This window comes from Ruegeria sp. AL11, from assembly GCF_056540865.1.
On sequence record NZ_JBQFXO010000008.1, the window covers coordinates 217,338 to 233,457 of the forward strand.

Annotated in this window: 13 protein-coding genes and 1 pseudogene; 3 read left to right on the forward strand and 11 right to left on the reverse strand. The window is 50.2% G+C overall.

The annotated features are described in order from the left end of the window. Positions 1-21: 21 nt before the first annotated feature. Genes ACR0IP_RS14585 through ACR0IP_RS14600 form a run of 4 tightly spaced genes read right to left on the reverse strand, consistent with a single transcriptional unit; the run spans position 22 to position 3,933 of the window. On the reverse strand, positions 22-759 hold the full coding sequence (locus ACR0IP_RS14585) for an SDR family oxidoreductase (protein ID WP_170693382.1): 738 nt from the start codon (positions 757-759) through the stop codon (positions 22-24). After that, a complete protein-coding gene (locus tag ACR0IP_RS14590) occupies positions 756-2,081 on the reverse strand; it encodes an FAD-binding oxidoreductase (protein WP_170380975.1) in 1,326 nt (441 codons plus the stop codon). The genes ACR0IP_RS14585 and ACR0IP_RS14590 overlap by 4 nt, the downstream gene beginning before the upstream one ends. Further along, positions 2,078-2,506, reverse strand: coding sequence for a GtrA family protein (locus ACR0IP_RS14595; protein WP_170380976.1), 429 nt, complete (start codon positions 2,504-2,506; stop codon positions 2,078-2,080). Before ACR0IP_RS14595 ends, ACR0IP_RS14590 begins: the two co-directional genes overlap by 4 nt. Continuing rightward, positions 2,503-3,933 (reverse strand): UbiA family prenyltransferase, encoded by a 1,431-nt coding sequence (locus tag ACR0IP_RS14600; RefSeq protein ID WP_480526345.1) that lies wholly within the window; start codon positions 3,931-3,933, stop codon positions 2,503-2,505. The genes ACR0IP_RS14595 and ACR0IP_RS14600 overlap by 4 nt, the downstream gene beginning before the upstream one ends. Before the next feature lie 336 nt (positions 3,934-4,269). Between ACR0IP_RS14600 and ACR0IP_RS14605 the strand changes: the two genes are divergently transcribed. Then, entirely contained in the window at positions 4,270-5,208 is a 939-nt protein-coding gene (locus tag ACR0IP_RS14605; RefSeq protein ID WP_480526347.1) for a hypothetical protein, read from the forward strand. Between the two features lie 115 nt (positions 5,209-5,323). Here the strand turns inward: ACR0IP_RS14605 and ACR0IP_RS14610 are convergent, their stop codons facing one another. The 7 genes and pseudogenes from ACR0IP_RS14610 to ACR0IP_RS14640 form a co-directional block, all read right to left on the reverse strand. Next, positions 5,324-6,370: an acyltransferase family protein gene (locus tag ACR0IP_RS14610; RefSeq protein WP_170380979.1), complete on the reverse strand. Its 1,047-nt coding sequence runs from the start codon at positions 6,368-6,370 to the stop codon at positions 5,324-5,326. A 385-nt stretch (positions 6,371-6,755) separates the two neighbouring features. Then, positions 6,756-8,150 carry a hypothetical protein gene (locus ACR0IP_RS14615; RefSeq protein ID WP_480526349.1) on the reverse strand — a complete coding sequence of 465 codons (1,395 nt, stop codon included), beginning with the start codon at positions 8,148-8,150 and terminating at the stop codon, positions 6,756-6,758. Between the two features lie 9 nt (positions 8,151-8,159). Beyond that, the gene (locus ACR0IP_RS14620; protein ID WP_480526351.1) at positions 8,160-8,552 is read right to left on the reverse strand and encodes a GtrA family protein; all 393 of its coding nucleotides are present in this window, start codon (positions 8,550-8,552) and stop codon (positions 8,160-8,162) included. 7 nt (positions 8,553-8,559) lie between these two features. After that, entirely contained in the window at positions 8,560-9,648 is a 1,089-nt protein-coding gene (locus tag ACR0IP_RS14625) for a glycosyltransferase family 2 protein (RefSeq protein ID WP_480526353.1), read from the reverse strand. A gap of 265 nt (positions 9,649-9,913) precedes the next feature. Next, positions 9,914-11,266 carry a glycosyltransferase gene (locus tag ACR0IP_RS14630; RefSeq protein ID WP_480526355.1) on the reverse strand — a complete coding sequence of 451 codons (1,353 nt, stop codon included), beginning with the start codon at positions 11,264-11,266 and terminating at the stop codon, positions 9,914-9,916. Between the two features lie 296 nt (positions 11,267-11,562). Beyond that, entirely contained in the window at positions 11,563-12,690 is a 1,128-nt protein-coding gene (locus tag ACR0IP_RS14635; protein ID WP_480526356.1) for a DegT/DnrJ/EryC1/StrS family aminotransferase, read from the reverse strand. Between the two features lie 522 nt (positions 12,691-13,212). Then, positions 13,213-13,892: pseudogene (locus ACR0IP_RS14640) on the reverse strand (IS6 family transposase). 242 nt (positions 13,893-14,134) lie between these two features. Between ACR0IP_RS14640 and ACR0IP_RS14645 the strand changes: the two are divergent. Both ACR0IP_RS14645 and ACR0IP_RS14650 read left to right on the forward strand, forming a co-directional pair. Beyond that, the gene (locus ACR0IP_RS14645) at positions 14,135-15,187 is read left to right on the forward strand and encodes a hypothetical protein (RefSeq protein ID WP_170693448.1); all 1,053 of its coding nucleotides are present in this window, start codon (positions 14,135-14,137) and stop codon (positions 15,185-15,187) included. A 280-nt stretch (positions 15,188-15,467) separates the two neighbouring features. After that, entirely contained in the window at positions 15,468-16,118 is a 651-nt protein-coding gene (locus tag ACR0IP_RS14650) for an acetyltransferase (RefSeq protein ID WP_480526358.1), read from the forward strand. Positions 16,119-16,120: the final 2 nt, after the last annotated feature.

A 16,120-nucleotide genomic window follows, 5' to 3' on the forward strand; every position in this document is an offset into this window, starting at 1 on the left:
TAGACGGAAGCGCCTTGATCATTACAGCTTCATCTTTTTGAAGATGTTTTCAGGGATGTTGCAGATGATTGTCATGATCAAAAACCAAATTGAGCGGACGTAGATTACATTTCTGCTTTTTTTGACTGCCAACGCTATCTTTTCGGCCACTTCTGCAGGTTGAGCCGTCAGTTTTTTGGGCAGATCGAGATTTTCAGTCATACGCGTCGCAACGAACCCGGGCAAAACGGTGATTACATGCACACCTTTCTTGGTCAGTCGATTGCGCAGTCCAGAAAGGAAGGCAGTGAAGCCGGCTTTGGCCGAGCCATAGAAATAATTTGTGGCGCGGCCACGTTGACCGGCCACCGAACTGATCCCAATAATTACACCTGACCCACGATCTTCGAACCGATTGGCTAGCTCGGACAGAATGCCGACAGGGCCTTCATAGTTTGAACGCATCACAAGGCTGGCGGCTGTCAGGTTACTTTCGCTATCCTCTTGCTCGCCCATATAGCCGATTGCGCAAGCAGCGACCTCTGGAAGTTCTGGCAAACTGTCGAGGAAACCAGCAAATCTGTCGGGGTGCAGCGCGTCGAATTCATGCAGCGTGACTTCTACATTATACCGGGTGGAGATATCGTCGCGATCAGGAGCCAATTTCTGAGCTTCGCGCGCGGCAAGTTGGACGGGGTGTCCTAGGCTGGCGAATTTTTTTGCTACGGCGAGACCAATGTCGGAACGCGCGCCAAGGATGAGTACGGGGCCTTTGCTCATAGTGCAAGCCTTTCGGATTGTGAGGATTGAAAGGCCACCGATGCATTTCTGTTCTGTCGCTGTGCGATAAAAGCGGCCGTACGCGTGTCGCTTTCCATCAATGTTTGGGCTGACATACGGGCGTCCTTGGCAAGATAGAATCTTCCACCGTGCGCTATCGTTATTTGATCAAGGCGTTCCAGCAGGCTGAGGTTCTTGTCGGTGGCAGGGAAATCTAGCGCTAGAGTATAGCCGAGCATTGGAAAAGAAAACGCGCTGATTTGTTCTCCGAAACGCTTAAGAACCGCCAGAAAAGAGCCAGAGCCGGCCTCAGAGATCGTGTCCAGTAAGGCGTTTAAGCCCTCACGGGATGTCTCCAAGGGCAAAACGCATTGGAATTGCAGCAAACCTTTGCGACCATAGACCCGGTTCCAATTCAATATCGCATCTAACGGATAGAAATAGCTATCCCAGTCCACAATGCTGTCACCGGCTTTACGCAACCCAGAACGGTAGTACAGCGCGTTAAAAGCCTTCACTGCAGGGCCCGACATTGCAAAGCTTGGAAAGTCAAACGGCACTCGTTTCATTCGCCGAGGGCTCATAGCGTAGCGGTCTAGTTTTTGCCTAGCGCTTAACATATCGAGCGAAGCGTGCTCTCCGAGCATCACCAATGATCGACCGCGGTTCGCGCCGCGCTTCAGGCAGTCAATCCAGGCAACCGAGTAAAGACTTTGGTCATTGGCCTCAAATACTTCCATCGCCTCAGCAAGATTGCTCGCGGGGATCATTGTCTGCTGGATCCAGCCTGTCTCGACCCGCTGTAACCGGATCGCGGCCCGAAGTATTATTCCAGTCAGCCCCATGGCCCCTGGTATACTGTTGAAAAGCTGCTGATTTTCGTCGCGCGAGGCACGGTGCACTTGGCCCGAAGCGTCCATCACATCGACCCATTCCAGTGACTTGGCCATTGAACCGTCACGGTGGTGGTTCTTCCCGTGCACGTCGGCGGCGATCATTCCGCCAAGTGTCACGTATTTTGTCCCGGGCGTCACAAGAGGAAACCATCCACGCGGCAGGAAGGACGAGATTACGTCGGCCAGCAGAACGCCAGCTTCTGCCACAAGGGTTCCAGTTTCATTGTCAAACGAAATCATGCGGTTGAAGTGCCGCATCTCAATTGTACCGCGCCGGCTGATCGCACTGTCACCATAGGAACGTCCGTTGCCCCGTGCGATGACACCCCCGCAACGCAACGCAGAAGCTAGTTCGACGTCGGACCGCGGGGCCTTGACTATCGGTGCATAAACGACTGGAAATCGCCCCCACCCACTTAGCATCATGTCGCACGTCCAAGCGAAAGGGTTGAATCGGTGAACACAAATCGCCGATCCAGATTGTACTTGACCACATAGCCTATGGTTAGACCAACAATAGCCCCAATCTCGCGAGCCAAATCGGTCCCCCATATCAGCCAGCAAGCGGTTTCAGTACCCCAGAAGATTGCAGTCGTAGCTAACCCCATAATCGTATAGAGCGTGAACTTTTTCCTGTGCTCAACCACTCCGGAGGACAAGTCGTAAAAAATCCAACGTTTGTCCAATAGGTATTTGATGACCAAACCCACGAGGGTTCCAGCACATAGTGCGACAACAAAATGGGTTAGGCTTTCACCCCACATCAAGAAAACCCGTTGCGTAGCAAGGTTCCCGGCGGTCGCGATGATCGCGAATGTTCCATACCGAAGTATCAAACTCCCCAAGGTCATAACAAGGCACCCCAAACAGCACAAAACAGTATGGCGAGAAAACACAACTGGCTGGTTCTGTCTTTCGCGGCAAAGACGACGGGGTCATCATGCATATGCCCGCGGTGGGTTATCATGGTGACACGAGTCAACCAATACAGAAGAATCAAACACACCACCCAAAGCGCAGTAGGAGAGCGATACAATTCCATCACGTTGGGAGAGTTGATGTAAAGCGCCATAACCAGAACTGAAACATATCCGGAAGAGATAGCCACCTGGCTGATTAGCGGCAGGTCGTCGACCTGATAGCCGCGTCCTGTGGCTTCCATTGCGCCACGCTTGGCGGTATCGATCAGTTCGGCCTGGCGTTTTACTGATGCAAGTGAAAGAAAGAAAAACACCGAGAATGCCAAAAGCCACACAGACAATGGAATCTGGGTAGCATACCCCCCGGCAATGATTCTGGTAGTGTAGAGACCAGCCAGCGTAATGATATCGATTACAATGCGGCGCTTTATGTTTAGCGAATAGGCAGTGGTTGCGACGTAATAGAAGGTCATGGCGCCCAGAAAAGCCCAATTGACGCTGGCGGCGATAATAGCGCCTGTGGCAAGCATTCCGAAGGCCATCCAAGTTCCATGAGCGATTGGGATCGCACCTGATGCAAATGGGCGCTTGCACTTGCGCGGATGTGCGCGATCAGCGGCTAAATCCAGAAGATCGTTCATGACATACGCACTGGACGCGACCATGGAAAATGAGATGAACGCCAGCAAAGACGCCCAAAATGTCCCCCAATCATACTGGTGAGCGGCTAGCATCGGAAGGAAAACAAGAATGTTCTTTAACCACTGATGGGGCCGAATAGCTTTTATATACGGCTTTAAGGAAGTGACCTGAGTGCTCAAATGGTCAACCTCTGGGCTAAGATCGTCCACCGTACTGCGCAACTTCGTGGGTGCGTTGACGGTGATTGCACGGTTAGCTTGCGACCAAACCGGAATGTCAGCCTGGGCGTCCCCCATATATGCGAAGCCGTCTTCATAATGGTTTTTCAGAAAGGTGGCCTTCGCCGGGCCTTTGAGGTTTCTCACACCGTCTGACCCATAGACCTCGTCAAAAATACCAAGATGGTCGAAAATGTCCTTGGCTATTGTCTCGTCGCTGGCCGTTACCAGAGCCGTCTGACCGCCTTTTCGCCGCCAGTTTTCGACATAGGCGATAACCTCCGGATCATAGGGGAGCGTTTCGACGTCGACAGGACCTGCTTCGGCGAGCGCGTGCTTCAGCCTGGCCTTGCTGTGCGACAATGCGCTAGCCGACTTAAAGAGTGTTTGCCAGTTTTTTCCCAACGCGCTCCAAAAAGTTTCGAAGAGTATATCGGATCGCAAAAGCGTTCCGTCTAGGTCAACCACCAGAACTGGTTTACGTGCTTCACTCGTCATACGAACTAACGGCCAAGGCCCCTCAAATGTTTTTTAGATAACTAGAGTCTAATTGACTCCGATATGCATATAATACGGCGGATGTATGTCTGGCGAGGAGCTATTTCACAGACAGGTCAAAGGTATGGCTCTATGGCCGCAAAAGGTCATTTCATCACCTAATTTTAAGGCAAACATCGGTTCTGATTGTTTCGATTTTAGCGATAGTGACCGCATTGATGGTGAATTTAAGGGCGAGCATTCAGTAAACGCTTGATCCAGGATGTACTTTGAAAAAGAGCGCTATATTCTCTCTGACAGACAACCAACCGACATGGAGTTTAAGCAGTGCGATTTTTGAGTGCAGCCCTAATTTCTTTTATGGGCTTTTCTTCTCTACCCACCGACGCAATCGGCGAAGTACAGCAAAGGCGTGCCGTCGGTGCGTACATGAACAGCCTGTACGATCGGATTCCGCCGATGATGAAATTGCTGACCGAGGCAAACGGCGAACAGTTCTTCGCGGGCCAGGGAAGCTATGACATTGGACCACCGCTCGAGCCGCCGGACTGGCGGCAGAACTGGAAGACCCTTGGGGTGCCTGTCATGGGTGCACAAAACTCTTGGCCATCGATCGATAGGGCAAATGTCACAGATGTAATCATGCTGACTGACAATTTCTCCGGCCCTCCAGCCTATGAATCACAAGGAGCCAATCCTGACCCTAGCGTCGGCGGACCGCTGCCATGGCATATTGAAGAAGGACGGTCTCGTTTTTGGACCGGCACGATTAGCGATATTGTGGCAACGCATGAAGCCAACGTGGGAGATCGCCCGAATTATTGGATCTACGAAGGTTGGTCTGACGGGGGAAGGCTGCTTGATGAGGCAACCGGTGCAGGTTCCGATCGCGATTTCGCGGATTGGCGTGAACGAACAACTACCAAATTCAACTATACCGGCTGGTATGACAATTTGCTGAGCCAGGTAAAGGAAAACGTTCCCGACGCAGCATCACGTATCAAACTAATTCCTGTGGCGCGAACCATGGTTTCGGTGATGGAGAACACCGCGGCCTCCTCCTTATCAGCCGACGACTGGTTTGCTGATGACGCACCTCACGGAGAAGACACTTTGCATCTTCTGGCTGCGATGATAGTTTACTCGGCTATGTTTGAAGAAGTGGCCCCGAAGCCAGACTTTTCTAAAAATAACATAAACGATGTATTTTCGGCCAATTACGAAGAAATCGCATCACATGTTTTAGAGGTTGTTAGTCCTTACACTGGGTCCTGAAAATATCACCAACCAAACTGAAAACGCTTGCAATGCTGCATGTTGAAATTGTTTAGGTGGCATCATTTCGATCTTGTCGAAACGATGAAATCGTGACCTCGGAGCGACTCCTGGGTCATGATCCAGTTCCCTGTAGCTTCATCCCTTTAAGGTGCCGCTGTCCGAGCCTATGAGACAATTCGAGCAAAGGACGTTCACATAGATGATGAAACGCTAAGGAAACCAAAATGGAGGCGACAACAATCATAATCACAGCGAAGATTGGTCCCGGCCACGCGTTTATGGGTATGAAATGCACGACGCTCTTTGCAACTGCCAAGTGAACCAAATACAGAGAGTAAGACGCACCACCAAGATAAAACAAAATCTTGCTCTTTGATATCTGCCCGCACGACTCTAAGGTGACGACTGCGCATAGGAAGACTGCAGATGGAATCCCAGCAGTAATAAACCGCGTACCACTGAAAGGATGAACGGGGGGTCCAAGCGCAAGCAGTGAAAACCCTATCAAACATGCCACCATTGCTACCGGGACAGTAGCTCTATGCTGACGTAATTTGTCGAGGTGATTGATGTAGTAAAAAGCTACGAGCATTCCGAATATAAACTCGATAGCAGTACGAGTCTGAACCATATACCACATACCACCCTCGAATCGGCCAAACCATTGTAGGATTGTCAGTCCAAAGATCGCGCTGGCTGTTAAGGCCAGGCGATGTTTTTGGGAAACCATCATTGCTACTGCAAACAGTACGTAGAAGAAAATCTCGAAATTCAGAGTCCAACCGATCGGATAGATTGGCTGAACAAACACTCCTTCATCACTCGTTTCGAAAATGAACAGAAATGAATGCAGAGTGTTGCTCACAGTGAGCTTGCCGAAATCGTAGTTGTTCCATCCAAGGGTCGTGTAGTCGAAAATTACAAAAAACAAAATGGCGTAATAGGGTAAGGCGACCCTGATAAATCTCTTATATAGAAAAACTTTTGGTGAATTTCTGCTTCTTTCGGTGACGAGGTAGATTACGAAACCGCTGATAATGAAGAAAAGGTCGACGCCGACCTGTCCTTGTTGAAAGACTAACCCAACTTCGCCCGCTGCATGCACGATCACGACAGCGATTGCTGCAAAAAACCTAAGATACTGAACCGAATAAACCATAACCTATCACGATCAACACAACTGCGCTGCTTCAGTTCATACCACTATTTTTACCCAATCAACTTAGAAAGTTTATCATACTCGCAGAAGCAGGTTGCCTCTGTGTCTGAAAGAGTTGAAAGGTCAATTTGGGAAACAATTGATCCAAATTTCAAGCAATAGTTAAGGGAATGCGACGGGCTTTGGTCCTTGTAGAACTAAGTATGAAGCGGGTTTATGCGAATCGCAAAGCTTCCTGAATCCAGGAGTTGTGTTGAGCAGTGTGATATCTATGCTAGCTGCGTGCGTCGTTCACGGCTGCTGATATTGCTTTGTTGGTAGCTGATCCGCGCTACCTAAATGGTCCAGTTTGATTGTTAGCGAATTATGGGCCTTGGGTCCAAATCTAAACCCGTTGCTTTAGAAAGATACATATTGCCCTGCTGAAGGCTAACCCAGTGAACAAAAAGATAACGTGCGAATAGCGAAAGTCCGGTGTCGGCGCCAACAAAAACAAACCGAACAAATGTGCAGGAACGGCGAGTAAAAGGGCTATCTCCAGCCCATGGCCAGCTGGTTTGAACAACAAAATGACGAGCAAGGTCATCGCCGCTGCCAGACATAGCCAAGGTTTGTATGGCGGGTAATAGGCCAGCTTGTTGAAGAGCAAAGACAACTCTTTTTGCAGCGATGTCTGTTCTGAAATAGGTGGTACAATCTGTTGCATTTCTTCGGAATAGTTTGCGGGATCAAATAAGACCGGTTGCCAAAGTGTTTTTCGGAACGCCAACACCCAATCAAATGCAGCGAGGCGATGGCTTAGATAGGCCTTGGGTTCTGTAGTGATGGCATGGCGCCAAGAGGCAAGTATCTCGGATTGTTGTTCCTGATCCAAAGCACCAAAAGTATCGGTCGGGACGTGAGTGTCTTGGGACTGATTCAGTGCATTTAATCCGGGTTGATCCCCGTAAAAAACAGATTGCCAATCGCGCGGTGAATAGCTTTCGCTCAGGTTCTGAGGTGTAAGCCCTTCGGTGAGTGGAGTTGGTAATTTAGAGTGCAAACGGGTTCGCCGTTCTCCTTCTGGCAGATAGGCGATTGTGCCGCTTACATCAAAAAGGGCTACCGACAACATTGGGTTTTCCGAGCGATCGGCAATTTGGCCATTAATACTCATCGACCCAAGCGCAATGCTCAGGGCCAGCCCGGCGCCCAGGCATATAGAGCCTGTAAACCCCACGACACGGTGCGGACGGATGATGCAGATCGCTAGAAGCGACAACAGAGGTGTCAAGCAGAAGACTGCATTCACACGGGCCAGAAGTGCCACAAACGCGGTCACTAAAATAATTGCAATCATTGGCCCTTGAGGCAAACGGCCTGAATAAACACCTGCAAGGGCACCGCTCAACACAGTGAGCATGCCCGCCATTAGAATGTCTTTCCAGATTGCTCCGTTTATACCCAGAACTGGCGGGTAAAACATTAACAAAAAAAGTAAGACTGCCCCAAGCCGTGGGGCAAATGGAACCAACGCCGCGTACCAAAACAGCATCAACCCGCCCCACAGTAAGGTGATTTGCAGGATGAGCATGCCGACTGGTCCCGGAAAGAACTGATCCACCACTCCGAAAAGCAAAGTCATGAAAGGCGAGTGCCAATCGCCGATTTCCCCACTACGGGCCTCAAGTAATTGGACAACTGAGTCCACGCTCATAAAGCCAGGAAATAAGATGCCCAAATAAAGAGCCCAACCGAACACAAACAAGGCTACAGAGAAGGTAAATGACGAACGTGACATGACGCGGCCTCAATTGGTCAGGAATACGAGGCGCCGGGCGCCAAGATAGTTGACGACAAGCCCCGCTGCCGAACCGACCGAAAGCGCGAATAATGCGTTGACGACTGTTTTTTCGATAAACAGCAAAACCAACAGGTAAGTCATTAAGTTTACAATCGCTCCTAGGATTTGAACCGTAAAGTAGCGCATAATTTGTCGACCAGTCCTGGTACGGTTCGCAGTGCTAAAGGTCCAAATGCGGTTTAGCCACCATGTGGCAACGACTGCGACCGGGAAAGAGAGTATCCGGGCGACATAGTGAGAAACACCGTTTTCCAACAACAAAGCAAGCACAGTGGCATCAGTAATGAACCCGATTGTGCCAACGACACAGAACCGAAAGAAACTAGTATAACGCGGCATCCACTAGTCACTCACAGTGGTTTCTGATTGGTACCGAAAGGTAGTGTAGCCGCTTCATTTCACGCCGCCCAAGCGTAACGGTGTCTAGGATCAAGCCAGCAAAGAACGACAGGACGGAAATAACGGCGATGGTTGCGGCCAGAATTGCCGTGGGAAAACGTGGCACAAGCCCGGTTTCGATAAACTCGGCGATAATTGGGTATCCAAGCGCCAGCGAAAGTACCAGCAGGAAGGCGGCGATTGCCGAAAAAAAAGGCATCGGGCGCTCTTCCTTTATTAAAGTGAGGATAAGCCGCAAGATGCGGAAGCCGTCTCGAAAGGTGCTGAGTTTGCTTTCGGATCCGGGTAACCGGTCGATATAAGCCGTTTCCTCATCCGCGATAGGCATGCGCAACTCCAGTGCGTGCACTGTAAGTTCGGTTTCGATCTCAAAACCTCGTGACAAAGCTGGGAAGCTTTTAACAAACCGGCGCGAAAAAACGCGATATCCGGAGAGCATATCACGCGTGCGGTCTCCGAAAATCCACCGCACCAAACCGGTCAATGCCCAATTGCCGAACCTATGCCCGGGCCGGTAAGCTTCCTCAATATTCGTAACACGACATCCAGTTACCATATCGAGGTTCTGCGTTAGCAGCATATTTACCAGACGCGGGGCCGCGGCTGCTTCGTAAGTGTTGTCTCCATCGACCAGCACATAGCAATCGGCATCAACATCGGCGAACATTCGCCTCATGACATGTCCTTTGCCCTGTTGGGTTTCGCTGCGCACCACAGCACCGGCTTCTGTGGCTACCTCAACAGTGCGATCGTTCGAATTGTTATCGTAAACATATACCGTTGCGTTCGGGAGTGCGGCTTTGAAATCGCTTACGACAATACCGATTGAAGCTTCTTCGTTGTAGCACGGTACAAGGACGGCAACGCTGGTCAGCGATGGTTCTGTTTCCGTTGCATTCAGCTTTGGGACATCAATTTGAACCATAACACCAACTATAGCGAACGTTAAAATTTCAGTGCTCAGAGTAGTCGGCAATTCCTTCCAAGTTAAGAAGATAAACCCAAAAAGGGGAATCTCTTCAGGTGCGAGCAACAAAAAAGTCGCTCTGTGCCAATTGTTGCAGCTAAGAAGATTCGACTCTATGTGCCTTCAGATACCGAAAGTTTCCCTAACGTCCGGCTCAATTGTGGCAGCAGGGTTAGGTTCGTGGCAGGTTCAACACTCTTTGCTTTGGCCTGATTGCCCAAAAAGAGGACGCGAGGGTTTTAGAGGAAAAAGCAAACGTTCCTTCTTTCACCTGTGTAGCTAGGCCATTATTGGATGCTCAAGATACGGGTTTATTGACCAAAAAATGAACAACTTAGTTGTGCCGCCAAGCTTCTGCAGCTTTGGAAAAGTGCGCCGTGCGCCGCGCAAAAGTCTCTTCGAAACAGTGGCTTCGCATGAAATCTCGACCTCGGCGAGCAGCTTGGGTCAATACTTCACGGTTCTGATCAAGTTTAGCAATTTGGTCTGCCAACTTCTCTGCATCGCCCAAAGGTGTCAAGAAACCGCTACGGGAATGCGCTACAATTCCCTCAAACGCCTCGTTCGCGAAGCCGACTATTGGTAAGCCGCACGACATCACTTCTGAGTAGGTGCTCGACGGGTCACCTTGTGGGTGGCAGCTGACGAATAAGTCCGGCGCATTTTTCAGTAGTGGAACCCATTCTGACAGGAAATCGACGGGCGGGTGAACCTTTACCCGATCTTCAAGTTTAAGTCTTCGAACCGCGTCAACCAGTTGACCTCGCTCGGGTCCGGATCCGTAGATATCAAATTGAAAGTCGACACGCATTTTGGCAAGCGCTTGCGCAACGAGGGGAAGATAGCGCGTCCCTTTCATTGGGACAAAACGACCGCCGAACAAAAGACGAAGGCGTTCGCTTTTTTTCAATCTGGCCGCCCTTCTTTCCAGGTCCTGGTCGGTCGCCACATCGGCTTTTCTGACGCGATTGTCAAAAAATAGGAACGCGTCAGGGCGCTCAGGTTTGTACGCTTCGAAGACTGGCACACCATTGCACTGCAGTCCGGCCAGCGAGCTAAGCAAGGCTCTGCGTGTTCGCTCCGCGTTCCGAATCCAGACTTTCCTGCGCAACTTAACGAGTGGGTTGATCGGCGACGCGTCGATGATCTGAAATTCAGTTTTTAGGGTGTATTCGCACACGTGAATGACCGGAATTCCGCGTTTAGAACACTGCCGCGTCATCTCCGCCTGACTGGGATCAAGAAATCCGACTACGGCCCCCGCGTTTTGAAGGCGAGGGATCAAGGTATCAAGTGTTTTTGGACGTTCCTCAATCCGGTATTGCGTATCGCAATTTGCCATCACCTCAACATGGTCCATATCTGTCGAGGGAGTCTGAGAAACTTCGGCAAGCGTGGTTACGGGGCCATCCCAGTGTTTGGCATATTCAACCGCGCCATCCAGATACTTTTGCGTTAGAACCAATCCGCCGTTGGGTCCTCTATGAGCCTTCAACACCGGTATTAGAATAAGTTCATTAGACAGGCCGCGCTCGATCAAAAAATTTTCCAAAGGATTGTAGAAGTCATGACGGCGTGCAACGTAGCCCTGATCCGGAAGCTCGCCAACCTGAAATTCAGTGGGCTTATCCAATTTTTCTAGTTTTCTTGTGCAGGTATGGCGAACTCGATTGCTCTGATCAAGCACGGGTCGAATAGCCTTAGCCCACATTCTGAGCGCCACAAATGCGAAGCGTAGCAGGTTTGGGTCGCTGTAAACCTTAACTTTCCGCGGGCGGCCAAATGACCCAGAGGTCTCTGTGTTGCCAGCCAACATGAGCCTTCGAAGAGTTACTCAATCTGTTTGAATATCGAACAGATAGATTGCTTAAGGAGGATTCACAGGTCTGCGTACATCAGCCTGTCAAAGTTGGTTCGGCGGCTTCTGAACTTGGGCGCTGTCTAAGGCACGATTTGTTCGTTGCGACCGGAGGATAATCCACATCAGCGCGTTGGACTTAAAACTATCTCTATGATCCTGTCCTGAACAACCGATGGGAGGTCAGGATAAATCGGCAGGCAGACAATGCTATTCGCAACTCTCCGGGCTTCCTGAAGATTCGACTGCTCAGCTGAAGAATGATGTTGAAAAGAAGGTAAATCGGAAACCAAAGGAAAAAAGTAGCGCCGAGGAAAAATCCCTTCCGCCTCCATTGTCGCGCAAAGTTCGTCGCGGGACAGCGGGTAAGTTGTATCAAGAAGTATGGGAAACATGTAGTAGTTATACCGCACGTCTGGTGACGGCTGAACCAAATGTACTCCCTGTGTGCCACTAAGCCGAGCAGAATATTTATTTGCAATTATCATCCGTTGATTGATGATTTCATCCACATAAGGCAGTTGCGCCAAGCCAACTGCTGCGTGGAGTTCGCTCATCTTGCCGTTTAAACCAATCTCTGGCACTGAGGTTTCATGTTCAATACCGTGATTGATCAAGCGCTCCACGGCTGCCTTTGACTGTTCGTCGTGCGTGATGACGGCGCCGCCTTCGAAGGTATTGAATACTTTCGTGGCATGAAAGCTAACAACCGAGCAAGTTCCTAGATTTGTTAAACTCTGACCATTCGACTTCACTCCAAATGCGTGTGCAGCGTCATAGATCAGCGGAACACCTCGGCGGTTGGCAATCTCTTCAAGTGCGGCATGGTCGCAGGGATTCCCGAAGCTGTGTACAGGCATAATAGCGGCAGTGTCCGAGGTTAGATGCCTTTCCACTTGTTCCGGATCAAGGTTAAGGCTTACCGGATCAATGTCCGCAAAAACCGGCTCTGCACCCGCAAGTACAATCGAGTTTGCTGTTGCGACAAAAGAAAAAGGAGACGTGATAACCTGGCCTTTTACCTTGAGACTGCGCAAAGCCGCGATACAACCGCTGGTACAGTTCGAAACAAGACTTAGATGCGCGACACCCAGATAATCTTGTAGCGCCACTGTGAGTTCTTGCGCCAGTGGGCCGCCGTTTGTGAGAACACGCGAGGACCATATCCGCTCAAGGTAAGGCAGGACATCACCTAATTCCGGAAGGCCGGGCCGAGTGACAAAAGTCGGACGACGATTTTCCAAATCAAGCATTCCTCAAACACAAATATTGACAACTTATGGGTTGGCGATTCTTGTCATATTTATACGAAATTTAGTCACTAGTATGTCGAGAACTTCACCACTTACGCTTCAATCGGCTACACAAATGAAAAATGCTTGTAAATTATGAAAGTGCACGTTTTCCCGTAGCTTTCGCGAAGCATTTTCGGTCTTGTGACGCTCCGAAGCGATGGGTTCGGAGATGAAAGCGGCTTAGTCCGTCATGATTTGGGTAACAACGCTATTCTGCTGTACAAAGCTAAAGGAACCGCCCGCGCCGTTTTATGGAAACCCCGAAAAAATGCTGGGTAAACCGTAATTCCGCTGAATTGCAGCGCTGAGTGGCCAAAATGGATTTACGTTCTGGCAGGGTTCAATAGCATTCTGAGAGCGGCCGTTCTGAAACCCAGATTGGTCCGATGATTTCGACCAAAGATGCGTCTTACGTTATGACATTCTGGTCTTGTTGCACAGATTTGAGCGGGTTGAGTTGTTTTAGCAATCGCTTGTGAATCAGGTGGCGAGCTCAGCGAACTGCTGAAATGGGCAGAGTCCGGGCGTGATTTGACCCCGGCGGATCATGAGAGTCGCTCCGATTCCAACGAGCGTTGCCGCCGCTGAAGTAAAGGCTTTGAACCCCAGCATAGGCTGCATGCGTCTCTTGATGAATCGGTGGCCCTCTTCCACGATATTGTTCGAGTATTTCCGCCTCACCATCTCAATTGGGATCGGGCAGCCAAAGCCTTTGAGCAATTTGTTGATAGCCTTGCTGCCGGTGCTGTTGGCACCGCTCTTGTCGATCACAATCTCCCTCGGCAATAAATTGATACCCACATTCTCGCGAAGAACTTAGTGGCGGCTGGTTTGTTGCGACGCATTGAAAGCATGAATTCAAGGGTCTTGCTGTGCTTGTCGACAGCTCGATAGAGGTAAACCCACGTGCCTTTAACTTAGGTGTACGTTTCGTCCATTCTTCACGAACGATTATATGGCCCTTTGCGACGACGTGCTGCCTCAGCGATTGCACCAGAATATCATGTTGCCCATCGGTATAGAAAGGTGTGGTCCACTGCAACACGGCACTCGGCCATGATTTCTTCCAGATCCCGGTAAGAGACACTGTATCGGACATAGAAAAACACCGAGAACAGGATCACAGCCTTCGGATATTGCGTGCCTTCGAAGGAAGCCATGAACTGACTGTCGACGGGTTTTACCGAACGCCACTCATCCGCAGCATCTGATCACGTCAGCGGCTAAGAGTTTGCAACAGATCCGTTGGGAGCAGAGTGTGCGTCAGAACCATGCCACCCCGAGGCCTCAAGAGAAGTAAATCGTGTCAAGTCGATAGCTACGCTCAATCGCTTTTCTGTTGCTAGAATCAATTCGTTTTGACCTAAATTACAGAGTTTTGTGTTTGTAAGGGATTAAACTAGTGAAATATAAGATATTGATCTTGGGAGCTTCGTACGGATCACTTCTTTCTACTAAACTATTGATGGCTAACCAAGATGTGACGCTTGTTTGTCGCAAAGAAACTGCCGATTTAATAAATCGAGAGGGGACACGTGTTCGTATAAAGCTGCGCGGTGAAGAAAAGCACAGGTCGTTCAGCTCGAATGACCTTCCCGGAGAGCTGAACGCAATGCCTCCTGACCAGGTCGACCCAAATGAATACGATCTGATTGCCCTTGCAATGTCAGAGCCGCAGTACTGTCATGAAGCGATTGCAAACTTGCTTCAGCGGATCGCAAATGCTGGGAAACCCTGCTTATCTATAATGAATATGCCGCCACCGCCTTATTTGCAGCGCATCGAAGGGCTGGATGTGGAAAGGCTAAAGTCGTGTTTCACGTGCCCCGAGTGCTGGAGCGCCTTCAAGCCGGGGAATGTAACTCTATGCAGTCCCGACCCTCAGGCATATCGGGTCGTGGAAGAGGGCGCAAATGTCTTGCACGTGGGTCTACCAACCAATTTCAAAGCCGCACCATTCGAAAGCGATGAGCACAATGAAATACTGCGAAATCTAGAAACTGCGATTGATGCAGTTCGCGTTGAAGGAAACGACGTACCTGTCAAGCTAAGGGTTTTCGACTCCTTATTCGTGCCATTCGCGAAATGGAGTATGCTTTTTGCAGGCAACTATAGGTGTGTTTTGCCCGAAGGAGCTCGTGCCATTAAGGATGCCGTTCACAGCGACGTCGAACTGTCCGAGAGTATATACGAAACGGTGAGCGGTATTGTCAGTCAATTGGGAGCAGATCCAAAAGACAAAGTACCGTTCGAAAAATATGCGACCGCGGCAAAAAGTTTATTGAAGCCCTCTTCTGCAGCGCGTGCAATTGAAGCAGGAGCAGGGCAAGTCGAACGGGTGGACTTGCTCGTAAACCTGATTGCAGACCAAATTGGAAAGGCGACCCCCGAGCTTGAAAATGTGAGTGAGATCGTCAGCGCGCGTTTGTCCGCGAACCGCGAAGCAGGGCGCTAACTAGGCAAACTGCTGATGCTAGCTTTCCAGCCAGGAGAAAACTGTGGCGGCGCCTCAAACATACCTTTTTGGGGGCCATTCTGTTTAAGTTAGATGCCGTTTCTACTCAGCCGGCTACTACATCCGTCTTGCAAGCGATCTTTGTACCTGTAACCCAAATTTTGGTTTTTCGACCACCGGACATTTGAGGCAGCGAAAGCGCGCCCCGCAGGGTGTTGTTGACGAACTACGAATTTAGATGTTCGCTGGTCTAGTTTAAGGCGTTATCGGGAGAATTTTTTTGAAAAGAATACTTTTTGGAGCTCGTAGCCCTCTGGTTGTTGACTATGAAGAGACGCTTCGGCGATTGAATACGCCGGCCGATTTTTGTGTGTCACTCGGGGATCCTGTTCGCGTGCTTTCGCGTAGGTCGGTGGTTCATCTCGACGATCTAGGGGATACTGATGGAGTTTTCTGGCCATGTGCGTTTCATCCAAGACGCCGTAAAAAACTGGCGGAAATTGCATTAGAGCATGGACTCAAGCCCGCTGACGCCATGATTGATCCTACAGCGGTGCTCGCGCGGTCAACGCGGGTGGGAGCAATGAGTTTCATAAATGCAGGAGCTGTAATCGGTGGCGCAAGCATTGTGGGCGAACGGGTTCTCGTGAACAGAACCGCAAGCGTTGGACATCACTGCGTTCTGAATGACGGTGTGAGTCTCGCGCCCGGCGTCACGCTTGCTGGCAACATTAAGATTGGATCCGGTAGTATTGTTGGCGTTGGAGCGATAATCTACCCAGATGTCGAAATTGGTTCTGGATGTATCATTTCAGGCGGATCCGTTGTCCGCAAAGACGTGCCTGATGGGGCATTTGTTGCTGGAAACCCTGCGACCGTTAAGCAGTTGGATCTCTCGCGCAGCACACTGGGTTCCGACGATCAGGAGTAGTT